Source organism: Nocardia donostiensis (assembly GCF_002081715.1).
Taxonomy (GTDB): Bacteria; Actinomycetota; Actinomycetes; order Mycobacteriales; family Mycobacteriaceae; genus Nocardia; species Nocardia donostiensis.
In genome coordinates this window covers 13975-32621 of sequence record NZ_MUKP01000003.1, presented here as the reverse complement: position 1 = coordinate 32621, position 18647 = coordinate 13975, and the positions used below count along the sequence as shown (strand labels likewise).

At 68.3% G+C, this 18647-nt stretch carries 14 protein-coding genes; 5 read left to right on the top strand and 9 right to left on the bottom strand.

All coding sequences use genetic code 11. The features are described from left to right. The first annotated feature begins 239 nt into the window (after window positions 1-239). The 5 genes from B0T44_RS02690 to B0T44_RS26920 all read left to right on the top strand — a co-directional run bounded on the left by B0T44_RS02690 (window position 240) and on the right by B0T44_RS26920 (window position 5600). Window positions 240-2369: a RecQ family ATP-dependent DNA helicase gene (locus B0T44_RS02690; protein ID WP_077120712.1), complete on the top strand. Its 2130-nt coding sequence runs from the start codon at window positions 240-242 to the stop codon at window positions 2367-2369. A gap of 232 nt (window positions 2370-2601) precedes the next feature. Further along, complete coding sequence (locus B0T44_RS27785) at window positions 2602-2730, top strand: hypothetical protein (protein ID WP_254893649.1); 129 nt, start codon at window positions 2602-2604, stop codon at window positions 2728-2730. A gap of 96 nt (window positions 2731-2826) precedes the next feature. Next, window positions 2827-3531: an ESX secretion-associated protein EspG gene (locus tag B0T44_RS02685; protein WP_077120709.1), complete on the top strand. Its 705-nt coding sequence runs from the start codon at window positions 2827-2829 to the stop codon at window positions 3529-3531. Between the two features lie 519 nt (window positions 3532-4050). Further along, window positions 4051-4425, top strand: coding sequence for a hypothetical protein (locus B0T44_RS02680; protein WP_077120667.1), 375 nt, complete (start codon window positions 4051-4053; stop codon window positions 4423-4425). Then, window positions 4422-5600, top strand: a complete 1179-nt coding sequence (locus B0T44_RS26920; protein WP_077120665.1) for a hypothetical protein — start codon at window positions 4422-4424, stop codon at window positions 5598-5600. The genes B0T44_RS02680 and B0T44_RS26920 overlap by 4 nt, the downstream gene beginning before the upstream one ends. A 393-nt stretch (window positions 5601-5993) precedes the next feature. Here the strand turns inward: B0T44_RS26920 and proB are convergent, their stop codons facing one another. From proB to B0T44_RS02630, 9 genes are all read right to left on the bottom strand, one after another. After that, window positions 5994-7127, bottom strand: coding sequence for a glutamate 5-kinase (proB, locus tag B0T44_RS02670; protein ID WP_077120663.1), 1134 nt, complete (start codon window positions 7125-7127; stop codon window positions 5994-5996). Between the two features lie 82 nt (window positions 7128-7209). Then, window positions 7210-8706, bottom strand: coding sequence for a GTPase ObgE (gene obgE / locus B0T44_RS02665; RefSeq protein WP_077120661.1), 1497 nt, complete (start codon window positions 8704-8706; stop codon window positions 7210-7212). A 103-nt stretch (window positions 8707-8809) separates the two neighbouring features. Continuing rightward, window positions 8810-9076 (bottom strand): 50S ribosomal protein L27, encoded by a 267-nt coding sequence (gene rpmA, locus B0T44_RS02660; RefSeq protein ID WP_077120658.1) that lies wholly within the window; start codon window positions 9074-9076, stop codon window positions 8810-8812. A 43-nt stretch (window positions 9077-9119) separates the two neighbouring features. Continuing rightward, complete coding sequence (rplU, locus tag B0T44_RS02655) at window positions 9120-9431, bottom strand: 50S ribosomal protein L21 (RefSeq protein ID WP_077120656.1); 312 nt, start codon at window positions 9429-9431, stop codon at window positions 9120-9122. 299 nt (window positions 9432-9730) lie between these two features. Beyond that, on the bottom strand, window positions 9731-13177 hold the full coding sequence (locus tag B0T44_RS02650; RefSeq protein WP_077120654.1) for a translation initiation factor IF-2 N-terminal domain-containing protein: 3447 nt from the start codon (window positions 13175-13177) through the stop codon (window positions 9731-9733). 396 nt (window positions 13178-13573) lie between these two features. Continuing rightward, window positions 13574-13990, bottom strand: a complete 417-nt coding sequence (gene ndk, locus B0T44_RS02645) for a nucleoside-diphosphate kinase (protein ID WP_077120651.1) — start codon at window positions 13988-13990, stop codon at window positions 13574-13576. 61 nt (window positions 13991-14051) lie between these two features. After that, a complete protein-coding gene (locus tag B0T44_RS02640; protein ID WP_077120649.1) occupies window positions 14052-14489 on the bottom strand; it encodes a DUF4233 domain-containing protein in 438 nt (145 codons plus the stop codon). Further along, complete coding sequence (gene folC / locus B0T44_RS02635; protein WP_425436788.1) at window positions 14486-15970, bottom strand: bifunctional tetrahydrofolate synthase/dihydrofolate synthase; 1485 nt, start codon at window positions 15968-15970, stop codon at window positions 14486-14488. Before folC ends, B0T44_RS02640 begins: the two co-directional genes overlap by 4 nt. Beyond that, window positions 15946-18621 carry a valine--tRNA ligase gene (locus tag B0T44_RS02630; RefSeq protein ID WP_077120647.1) on the bottom strand — a complete coding sequence of 892 codons (2676 nt, stop codon included), beginning with the start codon at window positions 18619-18621 and terminating at the stop codon, window positions 15946-15948. Before B0T44_RS02630 ends, folC begins: the two co-directional genes overlap by 25 nt. Window positions 18622-18647 lie beyond the last annotated feature (26 nt).

The window sequence follows — 18647 nt, the reverse complement described above, 5'->3', positions numbered from 1 at the left end:
GGTGTCCGGCCCGGCATCGCACCGGCTCAGCGTGATGACCTGCCTTTGGCCTGATCCTCTCCCTGAAGGGAGAGTGTGTCGCGAGCGCGCCGCCGATCGGTCGCCGTCCCGGTACGCACCTCGTTTGTGCCTGGCTTCTCGCCGTCCCAGGGAGGGAACAGGTAGCCGTGCGCACACCATTCCGTGCCCTCCGGTGCACCGGAAAGCTCATGTCGGTGGGGTCGTGCAGTATGGGCCGCATGACGACGGCACCGGGCATCACCATGGCCGAAAGCGGACCAGCACGCGCTGACCTGCGCGAGCGCGCGGAGGCGCTGCTACGCGAGCTGGCGGGCCCCGAGGCGCGGCTGCGGGGTGATCAGTGGACGGCGATCGAGGCGCTGGTGGTGGACCGGCGGCGGGCGCTGGTGGTGCAGCGCACCGGGTGGGGTAAGTCGGCGGTGTATTTCATCGCGGCGAAGCTGCTGCGGGCGGCGGGCCGCGGGCCGACGGTGATCGTGTCACCGCTACTGGCGTTGATGCGCAATCAGGTGGCGGCCGCGCAGCGGGCCGGGGTGGTTGCGGCGACCATCAACTCCGGCAATGCCACCGAGTGGCAGGAGATCCACGAGCGGGTCGCGGCCGGGGCCGTTGATGTGCTGCTGGTGAGCCCCGAACGGTTGAACAACCCGGATTTCCGGGATCAGGTGCTGCCGCGGTTGGCTGCCGACGCCGGTCTGGTCGTTGTCGACGAGGCGCACTGCGTCTCCGACTGGGGTCATGATTTCCGGCCCGACTACCGTCGTATCCGCACCCTGATCGCCGACCTCGGCGCTGATGTCCCGGTGCTCGCCACCACCGCGACCGCGAACGACCGCGTGATCACCGACGTCGCCGCGCAGATCGGCACCGACACCCTGGTGCTGCGCGGCAGCCTCGACCGCGAATCGCTGTATCTGGCGGTGGTGCGGTTCGACGACGCAGTGGAACGTACGGCATGGCTCGGCGACCGGCTCGCCGGCCTTCCCGGTTCGGGCATCGTCTACACACTCACCGTCGCGGCGGCCCACGATCTGGCCGATGTGCTGAACTCCCACGGCCACCAGGTCGCCGCCTACACCGGGCAGTCCGACCCCGCCGAACGCGAAGCGCTGGAGGCGGCGCTGCTGAACAACGAGGTGAAAGCGCTGATCGCCACATCGGCGCTCGGCATGGGGTTCGACAAACCGGACCTGGGGTTCGTAGTGCACGTCGGCGCGCCGTCGTCGCCGATCTCCTACTACCAGCAGGTCGGCCGCGCTGGACGCGGCACCGAACGCGCCGAGGTGCTGCTGCTGCCCGGGCCGGAGGACACTCGGATCTGGAGCTATTTCGCCTCGGTGGCCTTCCCGCGCGAACACGTTGTGCGCTCGGTGCTGGAAGCGTTGGATACCGAGCGTCCGCAGTCGACGGCCGCGCTGGAGCCGCTGGTCGAACTCAACCGCTCCCGGCTGGAGATGGTGTTGAAGGTGCTCGACGTCGACGGCGCGGTGCGGCGGGTACGCGGCGGCTGGCTGTGCACCGGCGCACCGTGGACCTACGACGCCGAACGCTACGCGCGGCTGGACACCGCCCGCCGGGCCGAACAGCAGGCGATGCTCGACTATCAGGTGACCACCGGCTGCCGGATGGAGTTTCTGCGCCGGCAATTGGACGATCCCGGCTTGGCCGCGGTACCGCCCGGTTCGCATACCTGCGGGCGCTGTGACAACTGCACCGGGGTTCAGCACCGCGCGACGGTGGACGCTGCATCCGTGGCCAGCACGCGCGCCCGGCTGGACCGGCCCGGCATCGACCTCGCCCCGCGTAGACAATGGCCGACCGGTATGGCCAAGCTCGGAATCCCGTTGTCCGGCAAGATCACCGGCGGCGCGGAAACGGGACGGGTTCTGGGCAGGCTCAGTTCGCTCGGCTGGGGTCAACGGCTGCGCGCCCTCCTCGACGAGCCTGACGCGCCGGTCCCCGACTCTGTCGTCGAGGCATGTATCGCTGTACTGCGCGAATGGGAATGGGCGCAGCGCCCTACCTCGGTACTGGCCATGCCGTCGCCCACCCACCCGGTGCTCACGGCGAGCCTCGCCGCCCGCCTTGCCGCCATCGGCAAGCTCCGCGATCTCGGCGCCATGGGGATCCGCACCGGCCGCCCACCCGTCTCGGCCGCCAACTCCGCCCACCGTGTTGCCGCCCTGCACGATTCCTTCACCCTCCCCGACCTGTCCACCGTCGACGGCCCCATCCTGTTGGTCGACGCCGTCACCGATTCCGGCTGGACCTTCACCGTCGCCGCCCACGCCCTACGTCGCGCGGGCGCGCCCGCGGTGCTCCCATTCGCCCTGGCAACCCCGACCTGACAACGGAGCATTCGCCTGCCTCGAACAGCGGAAGCTGCGATCGGACATCAGTTCTCCGGTTGGCCACCGAACATCCATTTGCCGATGAGATGATCACCCCATCGTGGCGGCGGGGACGGGGCCCGGGCTGCTGTCCACCGGCTACAACCAGAAGTGCCCCGGACGACGCATCACCGGTGCCTATTCGGTGCGCGGCGTCCCGAGGCCGCCCTCTCCACACCGGTGGGCTGGGATGAGATCCCCCAGGTGCCCCCTCGCCGATTTCATCATCGCCACCGAGCCCGTCCGCTATCACCAGATCGGTGACCTGCACGCCGGTATCGACGACGCCTTCTTCGATCTATCCCGGCGCATCGAATGAGCTCACCGGGACCGAGTCGAACTGGACGGGGTGCACGCGGACCCGCCCGTTAGGCTGTCTGCAGGCGCAACACGTGTCGGTGAGGATGTGATCGGCGTGTCTTGGACGTTCACCCCAGACGAGTTCGCCCATATCTGGCGCGAAACCGACCTGGACCGCTACCCGTACCCGCTGCGCATCCTGGAAACCCCCGGAACCGAGTACGAAGCCGAAACGCTGCGCACCCGACTCCAGCAGCGGCTGCCCCTCGGCTCCGACCCCGACCTGTCGGCCTGCCTGCGTATCCTCGCCGCACCACACACCCGCATCGTCACGGTCGGCGCAACCACCCGCCGCGGCGGCGAAATCCGGCTGCTCGCCTGCACCGTCTTCGACCGCGCGGTCCTCGCTATCCAAGAACCTGGCACCACCCCCGATTTCGGTGGCCGCGTCCGTATCACCATCGGCCACACCGCCAAACTCGGCGCCCGCATCACCGCCCACCTCCCCGGCACCCCGGCAGGCCGCCATCCTGCCCGCAGCGCCTCCGCCGCAGCTGTCCGCGACGACGAGCTCGTCGTCCCCGACCAGCGCGCCGCCCCTGCCATCCGCCGCCTGCTCCGCAAACCCCTCACCAGCCAAGGCCATATCCGCGTAGAACCCCGCATCGACCGTCCCACCCCGCCCCCCGCGATCCACTACACCTGGATCGACATCGAATCCGACGGCCGCTACCTCATCAAATCCGATGACACCGTGCACTTGGTCCCCGCATCCCCCACCCAGCTCGCCGCTCAACTCCAGAAACGCATCCCCAGCTGACCGGATACCCTGCGATCGACCAGAGAGGAACTCGGTGTGCGCACAGTGTTCTTGTTGCTGCGCCGTACCCGCACGCAGCCGGAAGAGGCCGCCTTCGTCGATGAGGCGCCGCGACAGCAGTCCCGACGGTCTGCGCAGGAACGTAAGGTGCGGGTGCGGAACAAGCGATTCCGTGCGACTACGACGTGGTATCGCCCGGCTCCTCATCCAGTTCCGGCCGGGATCAGCCGCGACTCGTTCCCAGCAGACGGAGCCGGCACAGGCGTGATGGTTTACCAGAACACGGCAGAGCAGGCCAGAAGTATCAGGCCGATCGACGCGAATGACGGAACATACGAGGCTGTTGACGCTTCGGCTGAGCGGATCTCGAATCGGCTGACGCCCGTTCCGGCGTGCACGTGTCAGCTCTTCCGGTGACAGTGCCAGGCGATCCGACAGCGTCCCATCGAGCGGAGACGACCTGATGACCGAGTCGCCGGGTTCCGGTTACCCTGAGTCGGACCGACGGAGGGGTGCGCGATGACAATCGAGAACAGCCGAGCCGATATCGCCCGGTTCCGGCAAGAAGCCCATGCAGGCACCGTCACATTCGATCCGGCCGCGGCGCGACGTTGTGCCGAATTCTACGAACAGCAGGCCGACCGGTTGATCTATCTGCAGCAGCGGTTGGAGTCGGTGACCGAACCACGCGGATTCGGCGGGTTCGTCTCCGCCCAGCAATTGCAGGCCGGGTTCGGGCACAAAGCACGCGACGCCGCCGCCCTGCTCGACCACTACATCGAGGCCGCCTACCGGATGAAAGAAGCGTTCCTGATCAGCGGCGGACTCTACGAAGAGGCCGACGCGGCCAATGCGGCCGCGGTGCGGGCAATCGAGTCGAGACTGCCGCTATGACCGGCACCGACCCGAACTACATCAACGCGATGGAGCACTTCGAGTCCATGCGGCACGAAGACATCTACGCGAAAGCCCAGCAGATCGACGCCGTGGAGATCCTACGGGTCTCCGGCGCGTGGCTCGAGGTGGCGGCCGGATTGAGCTCATCGTTCCCGCTGACCCGCGACAGCGCCGACCGGGTGATGAACGCGATGGAATGGGAGGGCGCCGCCGCCGACGCCGCCTACGCCAGCACCCGCAGTTTCGCAGATTCCATCGACGAGCTCGCCGCGGTGCTCGGCCAGGTCGGCGGCAGGCTCGCCGGGGTCGCGGCAGCAGCGGAAGCGGTGAAGCTCGCGGTCGTTCCACCCGGAAACTCCGGCCCCGTCGGAACGATCGCGCGAATCCTGGAAGCCGCCAACGTCATCGACGCGCAACAAGCCCAGGAAACGCTACGCCAGGAAGCCGTGCTCACCATGAACATGGTGTACAAACCCGCATACTCCACGGCAGGTACCGATGTTCCCGCGCTGCCCGCGCCGCCACCGCCGCCCGGCACTCCCCCACCGCTGTCGGCACCGCCTGCGCCACTGCACGCGACCCCACCGTTGCCCCCAGAATCCTCAGGAACGCAAGCTCCTTCGTCGAACCCGAACGGCTCCGCGCCGTCGTACGAACCCGAAACCCCGGCATCGCCGTCCGCCCCACGGTCCGAATCGGAGCAGCCGCAGGCACCGGGCGAGCCCGAGCAGACGCCGCCGCCCGTCCCGCCACCGGCACAAACACCACCTCCGCCCCCTCCTCCGGCGGCCGAACCGCCGGTGCAGGCCCCACCACCTGCCGAGGCACCATTCCAGATCCCCGAACCGGCCGAACCACCGGTCCAGATCCCGCCACCCAGGCAGACGCCCTTCCAGCCGCCCTCGGTGCCGGATCCGCCCGCCCCACTGGCCATTCCCGCCCCGGCAGATCCGCCCGCGCCACCACCCATTCCCGCCCCGGCGGATCCGCCCGCGCCACCACCCATTCCCGCCCCAGCGGATCCGCCTGCGCCACCGCCCATTCCGGAACCCGGCTTACCTCCGATCCCGCTGGTCGATCCTTCGGGCCAGCCCGGTATCACGGGGCCGATCCCGGGGGAGGATGGGCCTGCTGCTCCCGACCAACCCGGGGTTATTCCACCCGACCGCTGAGCCGATTGTCGGGCCTCGCGGCCAGGGTCACCCGCTTTTAGCTACCGCAGGTGGTTTCGGCCCTCGAAGGCGTCGTCTCCCGGATCCGGCTGGGTTGCCCAGACGACAGCCACCGCGTAGGCGAGGGAGCGTTCCGGCGGGGATCGCCACCCGCCGCTCGTCCGAGCAGGCGGATACTCGAGTGGCCGCCGGATGAGCTACGAGGAGATCGGATCGATCCGAGCGACAGGTCCCTCGTGGCTCGGCCGCAGCCACGCTTGCGGTAGCCGAGACGATGGTGGCCTCACGGACGGCGTTACCCCGCAGGCTTACCGCAACGCCTGCCGCGGGAAACCGCAGGAAAGCAGTGACACGTTCGAGCCGTCGGTTCTTTCCTGACGATACCGCCGGAAATCAGACTTTGACCAGATCGTCGGCGTGAATCACCGGACGCTGCATGGTGTCGGGCAGTTCCCGGGTGGAGCGGCCGAGCATGGTGGACAGCTCGCTGCTGTCGTATTCGACGACCCCGCGCGCCACCACCTTGCGGTCCGGGGAGACGAGGTCGACGACATCGCCGCCGTAAAAGCGTCCCTTGACCGCGACAATTCCCGCGGCAAGCAGCGACCGGCGGCATTCGGCGACCGCGCGCACCGCACCCGCATCGATGACGATCGCGCCGCGGCTGTCGGCGGCATGCCTGACCCAGAACTTGCGGGCCGACAAGCGAACCGGGCGGGCGGCGAAGGCTGTGCCGACGGTGCCCGCAGCCAACGCGGTGGCCGCCTGTGATGCCGCGGCCAGCAGGACCGGCACACCAGCGTCGGCGGCGAGCCGGGCTGCGGACAATTTGGAGGCCATACCGCCGGTGCCGAGCGCGCCGCCGGTGCCCGCGATGACCCCGTCCAGGTCGACACTGGAACGTACCTCGGGAATGAAAGTGGCCGCGCCTTTGCGCGGATCACCGTCGTAGAGTCCCTCCACATCCGACAGCAGCACCAGCGCATCCGCACCGACCAGGTGGGCGACCAGCGCGGCGAGCCGGTCGTTGTCGCCGAAGCGGATCTCCTCGGTGGCGACGGTGTCGTTCTCGTTGACCACCGCAATCGCGCCGAGAGAACGCAGCCTGTCGAGGGTGCGCTGAGCGTTGCGATGCTGTTCGCGGCGGGCGAAGTCACCGGCGCTGAGCAGTACCTGGCCGACAGTTCTGCCGTAGCGGGCGAAGGACGTGCCCCAGGCGTGAGCGAGGGCGAGCTGACCGACACTGGCAGCGGCCTGTTTACCGGCCAGGTCCCTGGGGCGCCGAGCCAGGCCCAGCGGTGCGATTCCGGCGCCCACCGCTCCGGAAGACACCACAACCACATCCGATCCTGCCCGCATCCGTGCTTCCACGGCATCGGCGAGCAGATCCAATCGGTGGGTGTCGAGTCCGCCGTGCAAACTTGTCAATGCCGAAGAACCGATCTTCACCACAACGCTGCGTGCGCCCGCAATGGCGCGACGCGCGTCGCTGAGTTCGGCTCCGAAACGTAATTCGGTCTCGGTCACGGCAGATCTCCTGCTCCGCAGGTCTGCTGGTTCACCTGCCTATGCTCCCTTCACTGTTCGGCACTCGCGGAGCCCTCCGTGGTTACGCTCCGCTCCCGCCTCCTGGCCCGTCGCTCCCCGCCGCTGGGCCCTCATCGTCTGCGACCAGACCACGCCGCACCCGGGATGCGTGTTTGCGTTCAGCGGCACTGACCCGGTCGGACTGCTCCAGCCGGATATCGGTGCCGCGGCCGGTGGGCACCATGTCGACGCCCGCGGAAATCTGTGGCTCCCAGTCGAAGGTGACATCCCCGATGGTCACCGAGGCGCCCGGTTCCGCGCCCAGACGCACCAGCTCGTCCTCGACGCCGAGGCGGGCCAGCCGGTCTGCCAGGTATCCCACGGCTTCGTCGTTATCGAACTGGGTTTGGCGCACCCACCGCTCGGGCCGGGTGCCGCGCACGAGGAAACCGCCCGGCTCGTCGGGGTCGGCGATCACACTGAAACCGGTGTCGTCTACCGCGATCGGCCGGATCACGGGACGCTTCGGGGCCGCCTTCGGTTGGGCCTCACGGTATCGGCGAACCATATCGGCCAGCGCGAACGTCAGCGGACGTAGCCCGGCATGGCTCACCGCGGAGATCTCGAACACCGGCCAACCCCGCTCGGCGAACTCGGTGCGCACCATATCGGCCAGCTCGGCGGCGTCGGGAACATCGATCTTGTTGAGGATCACCACCCTGGGCCGGTCGGCCAGGTCGCCGAGCCCGGCGTCGGCGCGCAACGCCGGTTTGTAGGCGGCCAGTTCGGCTTCGAGCGCCTCCACATCGGAGATGGGGTCGCGGCCTGGTTCCAAGGTCGCGCAATCCACGACATGCGCGAGCACCGCGCAGCGCTCCAGATGCCGCAGGAAGTCGAGCCCGAGGCCCCGCCCCTCGCTGGCACCGGGGATGAGCCCGGGAACATCGGCGACGGTGAAAGTGGTGTCTCCGCTGGCCACCACACCGAGGTTGGGCACGAGGGTGGTGAAGGGGTAGTCGGCGATCTTCGGTTTGGCCGCCGACAGCACAGACACCAGCGACGACTTTCCGGCCGACGGGAACCCGACCAGCCCCACATCGGCCACCGATTTCAGCTCGAGCACCACTTCGCGCTCTTCGCCGTCCTCGCCGAGCAGCGCGAACCCGGGCGCCTTACGCGCTCGCGACGCCAGCGCCGCATTGCCGAGCCCGCCGCGGCCACCGCGGGCGACCACGAACCGGTTGCCGACGCCGACCAGGTCGATGAGGATCTCGCCGTCGCGGTCGAGTACGACGGTGCCGTCGGGCACCTTCAGCAGCAGGTCCGCGCCTTGTTTTCCGTCGCGGTTGCCACCTTCGCCCGGTTTGCCGTTGCCTGCTTTGGCGTGCGGGTGATAGTGGAAGTCCAGCAGGGTGTGCACATTCGAGTCGACCTCGAGAACCACATCCCCGCCGTTGCCGCCATTGCCGCCGTCCGGGCCGCCGAGCGGTTTGAATTTCTCCCGGTGCACCGAGGTGCAACCGTGGCCGCCCTTACCGGCCCGCACCTGAAGCACGACACGGTCGATGAACTTGGCCATACGCCGAATCATCCTCCTTCGACAACGAGCGGGTGGGAACACGAAAAGCGGGCCAGGGGATGTACAACCCTGACCCGCTCGTCTGTGTGGAGTCGTCAGCCGGTCAGGCTTCGACCGGCTCCGGGACCACGATGTTGACGGTCTTGCGTCCACGCTTGCTGCCGAACTCGACGGCGCCGGCCGCGAGCGCGAACAGGGTGTCGTCACCGCCACGGCCGACATTGATGCCGGGGTGGAAGTGGGTACCGCGCTGACGCACCAGGATCTCGCCGGCTTTGACGGTCTGTCCGCCGAACCGCTTCACGCCGAGGCGCTTGCTAGTGGAATCGCGACCGTTCCGGGAGCTGGATGCACCCTTCTTATGTGCCATTGCTGTGAGACTCCTCCGTGCGGGCTGGCCAGCCCTTGGGCCGTTACTTGATGCCGGTGACCTTCAGGACCGTCAGCGGCTGACGGTGACCCTGGCGCTTGTGGTATCCGGTCTTGTTCTTGAACTTGTGGATGCGGATCTTCGGGCCCTTGGTCTGCTCGACGACCTCAGCCGACACCGACAGCTTCGCCAGCGCGGCGGCGTCGGTGGTCAGCTCGGCCCCGTCGACGACGAGCACGGGCGACAGCGCAACGGCGGTACCCGGCGCACCCTCGATCTTCTCGACCTTCACCAGGTCACCGACCGCGACCTTGTACTGCTTTCCGCCGGTCTTGACGATCGCGTACGTTGCCATCGGTCGGCTGCCCTTCTTCCTCTAGTTGCGGCGCATACTCGCGCGGCCCGGTGGTTCCGCATGGCGGTTTCGCCGGGGAACCACGAACTTCTGGTCTGATAGCCGCCGCCTCAGCAACCCGATTACCTCGTGATCTGTTCGGGACAGCTTCACGACAACAGCGGCGGGATCATCCCCGCGCGGGCGGGGCCGATACATGCGCTGTCGCTGGGCAGCGACTGTGCAAGATTACAGGACGACTGCTGGCTCGGCCAAACCGGGCCGCAATCCCCGTCCGCGTGGGGCGAGGTCCTGCGCTCTCACTCGTCGGCGTCCACCGGCGGACCAGCGGGCCTGCCCGCCGCGCGCCTGCGAGTCTTGCGGGCGGGCAACTGCGCCGCCGCCGACGCGGCTGTGGAGTAATCGGTGTAGTCGACCGCCGGGGCGGCGGGCTGTTCGGCGCCGACGACGAATACCGCACCCGCGCTGTCCGCGGCGGGCGCTGCGGCAGAGCGGGCGACTCGGCGCCGACGCGGCTGCCGGGCGACAGGCTCCGTCATCCCCGACCGAGACTCCTCGGCCGCCGACTGTGCCTGCTCGGTGGTTGCAGGCTCGGCTGCCTCCGTTTGCCCGGTCGCCGCGACCGCTTCGTCGGTGACGCGCCCCGGTGCCGGGGCCGGCTCCGGCACAACGGCCCGGCCGTTGGCTTTCGCCGCAGCAGGGGTTTCGGCACCCGTGTCGGTGGCGGTGCCACCGGAAGCCGCCTCGGCGGCCATACCGTTGCGGGCCGCGGTGGCGCCGATCGTGCTCGGCTTCGACCTGGCCCTGCGCCGGGCGCGGGCCGGCCGCTGCTCGGCCGGCTCAGCGAACTCGCCGGACTCGCCGGACTCGGTGGATTCGGCAGCGGTTTCCGCAGGCCGGGCATCCGCCGAGTCCACCGCTGACGAAGCAACGCGCCCAGTGTCCTCCGCGACGGCCTGCGCGGCCTCCGGCGACAGTTCGACGGCAATCGCCTCGGTCGCCACTCGCTCGGGTTCGGCGGCTTCCACCGAATCGGGGCGCTGTTCGACAGCACCCGTCTCCTCGGCTTGGTGCGCGGCCATGGCGAGCGCCACCGGATGGGCGCGTTTGACCGCGGCGTCCTCATCGGGGGTTTCGCCGGGCTGCGCCGCAGGCGTAACAGGGGCGGCGGCCTTGTCCCGGCCGCGGCGGCGACGCGAGCCGGTTTCTCGCCCACGTCCGGAACCGTCCTCGCCCGCGGAAGGCTCCACCGGGTAGTTGTGCACCAGGATGCCGCGGCCGTGGCAGTGCTCGCAGGTGGTGGAGAACGCTTCGACCAGGCCGGTGCCCAGCTTCTTCCTGGTCATCTGAACCAAGCCGAGCGAGGTCACCTCCGACACCTGGTGCCGGGTGCGGTCGCGGCCCAGCGCCTCGGTGAGCCGGCGCAGCACCAGGTCCCGATTGGATTCGAGGACCATATCGATGAAGTCGACGACGATCATGCCGCCGATATCGCGCAACCGCATCTGCCGCACGATTTCCTCGGCGGCCTCGAGGTTGTTGCGCGTGACGGTCTCCTCCAGATTGCCGCCGCCGGAACCGGTGAACTTGCCGGTGTTGACGTCGATCACCGTCATCGCCTCGGTGCGGTCGATGACGAGGGTGCCGCCCGACGGCAACCACACCTTGCGATCGAGCGCCTTCGCGAGCTGTTCGTCGATGCGGTAGGTCTCGAAGACATCCGCACCGGGGTGGGAACCAGTACCGCTTTCATGCCGCGACACCCGCGACAGCAGGTCGGGGGCAACGGTGCGGATGTAGTTCTCCACCGTGCTCCAGGACCGCTCGCCTTCGATGACGAGTTTGGAGAAGTCCTCGTTGAACAGGTCCCGAATGACCTTGACCAGCAGGTCGGGCTCTTCGTACAGCGTCTTCGGCGCACCGGAATCGCGGGTGGACGCTTCTTCGATGGTGCGCCAGGTGGTCTGCAACCGTTCCACATCACGGGTCAGCTCAGCTTCGCTGACCCCCTCGGAGGCGGTGCGGATGATCACACCGGCATCGGCGGGGACGATCTCGCGCAGGATCTCCTTGAGCCGTTTGCGTTCGGTGTCGGGCAGTTTGCGACTGATCCCGGTGGAGGTACCGCCCGGCACGTACACCAGGAACCGGCCCGCCAGGCTGATCTGGGTGGTCAGTCGGGCGCCTTTGTGCCCGACCGGGTCCTTGCTGACCTGGACCAGCACCTGATCGCCCGGTTTGAGCGCCTGTTCGATCTTGCGTTCTTTACCGCCGAGCCCAGCGGCCTCCCAATTGACCTCACCGGCGTAGAGCACCCCGTTGCGGCCGCGACCGATATCGACGAACGCCGCTTCCATACTGGGCAGCACATTCTGCACTTTGCCCAGGTAGACGTTACCGACCATGGACGGCGAGCCGGTGTTGGTGACGAAATGCTCGACCAGGATGTTGTCCTCGAGCACGGCGACCTGAGTGGCCGTGGGATGCCCGGGGAACGACTTCTCCCGCACCACCATCACCCGGTCGACCGCTTCGCGGCGGGCCAGGAATTCTGATTCGGTCAGAATCGGCGGGCGGCGCCTGCCCGCTTCCCGGCCGTCGCGACGGCGCTGCCGTTTGGCTTCCAGCCGGGTCGAGCCACTGATGCCCTGCACCTCGTCGACGGTGGCGCGGCCGCGGCTCTTGTTCCGCGGTTCGCGCTCGTGCACGACGGTATTGGGCGGGTCGTCGTCGGCGGGCTCGTTGTCGGCGCCGGATTCACCGACGACCTTGCGCCTGCGCCTGCGCCGCCGTCTGCGGCTGGAGCCTTCTGGGGTTTCGGTGTCCTCACCCGATTCGGCGCTCTCGGTCGCCCCTGAAGGCTCCTCGGTCTCCGAAGACACAGCAGCCGCAGCAGCCGTTGTCGAGTCGGTCTTGTCTGCGCCGCGCTCCTCGGTGGCCTGCTCGTCCTGGTCGGATTCGGCTACCTCGCTGCGCTCGGTGTCGCTGTCGGTTTCGGCCTCGGTGGGCTGTTCACCCCGGCCACGCCCGCGTCCCCGCCTGCCGCGCCGCCTGCGCCGCGGCTGGTCGTCGGATTCGGCCTGCTGCTCGACGATGGTTTGCTCGTCGGTTTCGGTCTCGCCGTTACCGCGGGACTCTGTATCGGCTTCGGCCTCAGCAGCCTCGGCTTCCCTGACCCGGGCGGCTTCGCGTTCAGCCCTGCGCTGCCTGCGCAGCTCCTCGGCTGCGGCGGCATCCGGGGAGAGGAACAGCGGCGCGGCCACGACCGCGGATTCGAACACCACAGGTTCGGCGGCGGCCGGTTCCTCTGGGATCGGACTTGCGAACAGACCGCCGGTGAATGCGGGCACGTGTTCGGCAGCGGTATCGGCTCGGCTACCCGAGGTTTGCCCGGAACCGGTAGCGGGCTCTTCGGCAGGTGTTTGCGGAACGCTGTCCGCAGCCGCAGCAGCCCCTGCCACCTCGCCTGCCGATTCCGCGACGCCGGGCACGGTCGTGGCGGGCTCGGCCGCAGCTGCCGGGCTTGCCGCCTCGTCGGAGGTGGTGAGCGAGTCACGGACCGATTCGGCCACGGCCCGCTCGACGTTCGACTGGGGGCTGCGCACCTGGAACCCCAACTCGGCGAGTTTGGCGAGGATGCGTTTGCTTGTCACCCCCAGCCGCTTGGCCAGCGCATGAACTCGGATTCGCTCCGGCAATTGATCGGCATCCTGTGATGTTGTGTCCAGCGGCTCTTGATCGGCCACGAAGTCTCCTCGGGCCCCCGGGCGCGTCCCTCCCCGGGGGGAGTGACGCGGCCGACGCGGGGGCGCTGTCCGTCTGCCTCGCACGGTTGGCACGAGGTCAATGGTCTCGCCCCGCGTGCCCGGTTATCTCCATCGAACATCAGTCGGGCTAACTGGCCACGCGGCGCCTGGCATATGGCTGAACTCCGCGATACGAGCGCTCATCCAGCGTGCCGGGCGACGGCCCATGAGACCGGCTGTCTGTCCGTGGCAGCGATGGCGGCATCGAACCGCAGTGTGTCATCCGATTGCGACCTTCGCGGCCACAACCACTTGCCAGTATCCCACACGGTGCGCCGAGGGTTCGCCATCGGCGCTGTGCTGGGGCGTCGGCGAGTGCCGGGACCGGGCCGGATATCAGATCGGGAAGTCGGGGAACCAGAGCGCGATCTCGCGCTTGGCCGAGTCGGGCGAATCGGAGCCGTGGACCAGATTTTCCTGCGTTTCCAGGGCGAAATCGCCGCGGATGGTACCGGGCGCGGCCTTGTTCACGGGGTCGGTGCCGCCGGCGATCTGCCGGAACGCGGCGATCGCGTGCGGACCCTCGACCACGGCGGCCACCACAGGGCCGGAGGTGATGAATTCGATCAGCGAACCGAAGAACGGTTTGCCCTCGTGCTCGGCGTAGTGCTGTCCGGCCAGCTCCTGCGATACATGCTTCAACTGCAGAGCGGCGAGCCCGAGACCCCTGCGCTCGATGCGGTTGAGCACCTCGCCGACGAGGCCGCGGGACACACCGTCCGGCTTGATGAGAACCAAAGTCTGCTCTGTCACAGCGCACAGCTTAATGGGCTGCCCCCCTGGTCACCGAACCGTGGCCCACCGACAAGCGATGTCAAGACTGCCGCGATATCCGCTGGCTCGGCAGCTGCCCCCGCTCCATCCGCCGTTTGACGTCGGCGCGCAGCACCAGGATGAAGGCCCAGACGGCAACGAACACCACACCGATGATCACGATGGAGATGTGGATGAACCCACCGAGCAGCACCAGCACCTGCAGCCCGAGGTTGAACGGGATGGCCCACGAGCGCCGCTGCAGTCCCGCACCGGCCACCATCACCAGCGCCAGCAGCACCAGGTAACCACCGGATAGCCAGGTCACTCCGCCGCCGACGTCGGCGACCACGGGGAGCGCGAGCAGCACCGTGATCGCCTCGAGGATCAGGGCGCCCGCCATCACACCGCGCAGCCCCTTCCACGGGTCGGGCGGTGTGATAGCAGGGCGACCTTCGTGGTTACGCTCCGCCCCCTCCTCCGGTCGCTGACCACTCATGCCGGTTCCTTTCCGAACAGGGCGCGGGCAGCGCCCGCTGTGACCACCGAGCCGGTCACTACGACACCGGCGCCGGACACCATCTCACCCGGCTCTCCCGCCTCCTCGGCTATGGCGATGGCGGTCTCCAGTGCGTCGGGCAGGGTGGGTGCGGTCACCACGCGCTCGTCCCCGAACCGCTGAACGGCCAGATCGGCCAGGGTGTCGACGCTCAGGGCGCGCGGCGAGCCGTTGCTGGTGACCACGATCTCGTCGAACACCGGTTCCAGGGCGGTCAGAATGCCCGCGGCGTCCTTGTCGCCGAGTACCGCGACCACGCCGACCAGTTTGCGGAAATCGAACTCCGCAGACAGGGTGGCGGCCAGCGCTGTGGCCCCGGCCGGGTTGTGCGCGGCGTCGATGAAGATGGTGGGTGCGTTGCGCATCCGTTCCAGCCTGCCCGGGCTGGTGACGCTCGCGAAACCGGCGCGTACCGCGTCGATGTCGAGCTGCCGCTGCGCGCCTGCCCCGAAGAACGCCTCCACCGCGGCCAGCGCCACCGCGGCGTTGTGCGCCTGGTGCTCACCGTGCAGCGGCAGGAAGATCTCGTCGTAGACCCCGCCGAGCCCCTGCAATTGCAGCTGTTGCCCGCCGACGGCGACCTGCCGGGTCAGCACCTGGAATTCCGCGCCCGCTCGGGCCACCGCGGCATCGGCTTCGACCGTGCGGCGCAGCAGCACGGTCATCGCCTCCGGGTCCTGTTCGGCGATGACCGCGACGGTGTCCTGGGGGATCAGGCTCTCCGGTGCTCGTTTGATGATCCCGGCCTTCTCCCCGGCGATGGCGGTGAGGTCGGGGCCGAGGTAGTCGGTGTGGTCGAGGCCGATCGGTGTGATCACCGCGACCTGCCCGTCGATGACGTTGGTGGCGTCCCAGGTACCACCCATCCCGGTTTCCACCACCGCGACGTCGACCGGCGCTTCCGCGAACGCGGCGAATGCCATGGCGGTGAGCACTTCGAATTTGCTCATCGCCGGGCCACCGGAAGCAGCCGACTGTGTGTCGATCATCTCGAGATAGGGCTGCAGTTCGCGGTACAGCTCCACATAGCGCCCCGGTGAGATCGGCGCGTTATCGATGCTGATGCGTTCGGTGGCCAGCTGCAGATGCGGGCTGGTGAACCGTCCGGTGCGCCGGTGCAGCGCGGTCAGCAACGCGTCGATCATTCTGGTAACCGAGGTCTTGCCGTTGGTTCCGGCGACGTGAATCGCCGGATAGCCGCGCTGCGGCGACCCGAGCAGGTCCATCAGCGCGGCGATCCTGGCCAGCGAGGGCTCGATCTTGGTTTCCGGCCAGCGCTGGTCGAGTTCGGCTTCGACCAGCGCCATTTCGGCCAATTCGACCGGCGACGGCCCGGAACCGAGCCGGTCTGCGGCACCGTGCTGCGGCTCCGGTTCGGTGTTGTCGGCGCGGTCGTTCACTTGCCGCTCAGCTCCGCCAATCGGGCGCCGATGCGTTCCACTTCGGCGGCGGCGACGTCCCGGCGGTCCCTGATCTTGGTCACCACGGGTTCGGGCGCTTTGGCCAGGAACGCTTCGTTGCCGAGTTTGGCCGTGGTGCCCGCCAGCTCCTTCTGGGCTGCGGCGAGGTCCTTCTCCAGCCTGCGGCGTTCGGCGACCAAGTCGACCGCCCCCGAGGTGTCCACCTCCACGGTCACCGTTGTCGTGCTGAGTCGCACCTCGACCGAGGCGGTGGCAGCAAAACCGTCGCCGGGTTCGGTGAGCCGGGCCAGGTTGGCCACCGAATCGTGCAGATGCGCCAGACCCGCCTCATCGAGGCCGATCACCATGGCGGCCACCTTCTGTTTATCGGCCAGGCCCTGGTCGCTGCGGAACCGGCGGATCTCGGTGATCAGCCGCTGCGTATCGGCGACCCGCTGGGCGGCCGCGGTGTCGGTGGGCACACCGCTGGGCTGCGGCCAGGCGGAGACAACGATGGATTCGCCGCCGGTGAGCGCCTGCCACAGCGATTCGGTGAGAAACGGGATCACCGGGTGCAGTAGCCGCAGCACGGCGTCCAGCACGGTGCCCAGCACCACCCGAGTGGACTCGGCGCGATCGGCGGCGGCGAACTGGGCCTTGGACAGTTCCACATACCAGTCGCACAACTCGTCCCAGGCGAAGTGGTACAGCGCCTCGCACGCCTTGCCGAATTCGTAGGCGTCGAACGCGGCGTCGACCTCGGCACGGACCTGATCCAGCCGGTCCAGGATCCACCGGTCGGGGTCGGTGAGCGTCTCGCGGGCGGGCAGGTCGCCGGGGTATGCGCCGTTCATCAGCGCGAACTTGGTCGCGTTGAACAGTTTGGTGACGAAGCTGCGGGAGGCCAGCGCATGCGGTTCACCGACCGACAGGTCGCCGCCCGGCTGCGCGCCGCGAGCCAGGGTGAACCGCAGCGCATCGGCGCCGTAGTCGTTGATCCAGTCCAACGGGTCGATACCGTTACCGCGCGACTTCGACATCTTCTTGCCGTACTGGTCGCGGATCAGGCCGTGCAGGAACACGTCTTTGAAGGGCACCTGCGGTGCGCCACCCTTACCTGCGGTGATCGCCGGGTCGTCGGCGACGAAAGTGCCGAACATCATCATTCTGGCCACCCAGAAGAACAGGATGTCGTAACCGGTGACCAGCACGCTCGTCGGATAGAACCGTTGCAGTTCGGCGGTGGCCTCCGGCCAGCCCATGGTGGAGAACGGCCACAGCCCGGAGGAGAACCAGGTGTCGAGCACGTCCGGGTCCTGCACCCAGCCCTCGGGGGCGGTCTCGTCGGGGCCGACGCAGAGCACCTCCCCCTCGGGGCCGTACCAGATCGGGATACGGTGCCCCCACCACAGCTGCCGGGAGATACACCAGTCGTGCATATCGTCGACCCACGCGAACCAGCGCGGCTCCTGACTGGCGGGGTGGATCACGGTGGCGCCGTTGCGCACCGCGTCGCCCGCCGCTTCGGCCAGCGACGACACCTTCACCCACCACTGCATGGAAAGCCGCGGTTCGATCGGTTCGCCGCTACGTTCGGAATGACCGACACTGTGCACGTAGGGGCGTTTCTCGGCGACCACACGCCCTTCGGCGGCGAGCCGCTCGCGCACCTTCACCCGCGCCTCGAACCGGTCCATACCATCGAATTCGGTACCGGTGCCGGTGATCCGGCCGCGCTCGTCCATGATCGACGGCATCGGCAGGTTGTGCCGCAACCCCATCTCGAAGTCGTTGGGGTCGTGCGCCGGGGTGATCTTGACCGCCCCGGAGCCGAACTCGGGGTCGACGTAGCTGTCGGCGATCACCGGGATCTGCCTGCCGGTGATCGGATGTTCCAGAGTGGTGCCGATCAGGGCCTGGTAGCGCGGATCGTCCGGGTGCACGGCGACGGCCGTATCACCGAGCATCGTCTCCACCCGGGTGGTTGCGACGATCACATGTGGTTGCGCGTCGTCGAGAGAGCCGTATCGCAGCGACACCAGCTCACCTTCGACGTCTTCGTATTTGACCTCGATATCGGAGATGGCGGTGCGCAGTTCCGGCGACCAGTTCACCAGACGTTCGGCCCGGTAGATCAGGCCCGCATCGTAGAGGCGCTTGAAGATCGTTTGGACCGCGCGGGACAGACCCTCGTCCATGGTGAACCGGTCGCGGGACCAGTCGACGCTGTCGCCGAGCGCGCGCATCTGGCCCTGGATGGCGCCGCCGGATTCGCGTTTCCAATCCCAGACCTGCTGCACGAACAGCTCACGCCCGAGGTCTTCCTTGGTCTTGCCGTCGACGGCCAGTTGTTTTTCCACCACCGACTGGGTGGCGATACCCGCGTGGTCCATCCCGGGCAGCCACAGCACCTCGTAGCCCTGCATTCGTTTGCGGCGGGCGAGGGTGTCCATGAGGGTGTGGTCGAGGGCATGGCCCATGTGCAGCGTGCCGGTGACGTTCGGCGGCGGCAGCACGATCGAATACGGCGGTTTGCCGCTGGCCGGGTCGGCGGTGAAGTAACCAGCGGCTACCCAGCGCTCGTACAGGTCTGCCTCCACCTCGCCGGGATTCCAGCTCGAGGGGAGTGCATCGGCACGATTACGCGTGTTGTCAGGGGCTGCGCTGGTCACGCCGTGATTCTAGTGGCCGATGCCAG

Bases quoted from the DNA above. Each gene is read 5' to 3' on its own strand.
- B0T44_RS02690 (WP_077120712.1), top strand. From the start codon at position 240: ATGACGACGGCACCGGGCATCACCATGGCCGAAAGCGGACCAGCACGC.
- B0T44_RS27785 (WP_254893649.1), top strand. From the start codon at position 2,602: ATGAGATCCCCCAGGTGCCCCCTCGCCGATTTCATCATCGCCACCGAG.
- B0T44_RS02680 (WP_077120667.1), top strand. From the start codon at position 4,051: ATGACAATCGAGAACAGCCGAGCCGATATCGCCCGGTTCCGGCAAGAA.
- B0T44_RS26920 (WP_077120665.1), top strand. From the start codon at position 4,422: ATGACCGGCACCGACCCGAACTACATCAACGCGATGGAGCACTTCGAG.
- obgE (WP_077120661.1), bottom strand. From the start codon at position 8,706: ATGGCCAAGTTCATCGACCGTGTCGTGCTTCAGGTGCGGGCCGGTAAG.
- rpmA (WP_077120658.1), bottom strand. From the start codon at position 9,076: ATGGCACATAAGAAGGGTGCATCCAGCTCCCGGAACGGTCGCGATTCC.
- rplU (WP_077120656.1), bottom strand. From the start codon at position 9,431: ATGGCAACGTACGCGATCGTCAAGACCGGCGGAAAGCAGTACAAGGTC.
- B0T44_RS02640 (WP_077120649.1), bottom strand. From the start codon at position 14,489: ATGAGTGGTCAGCGACCGGAGGAGGGGGCGGAGCGTAACCACGAAGGT.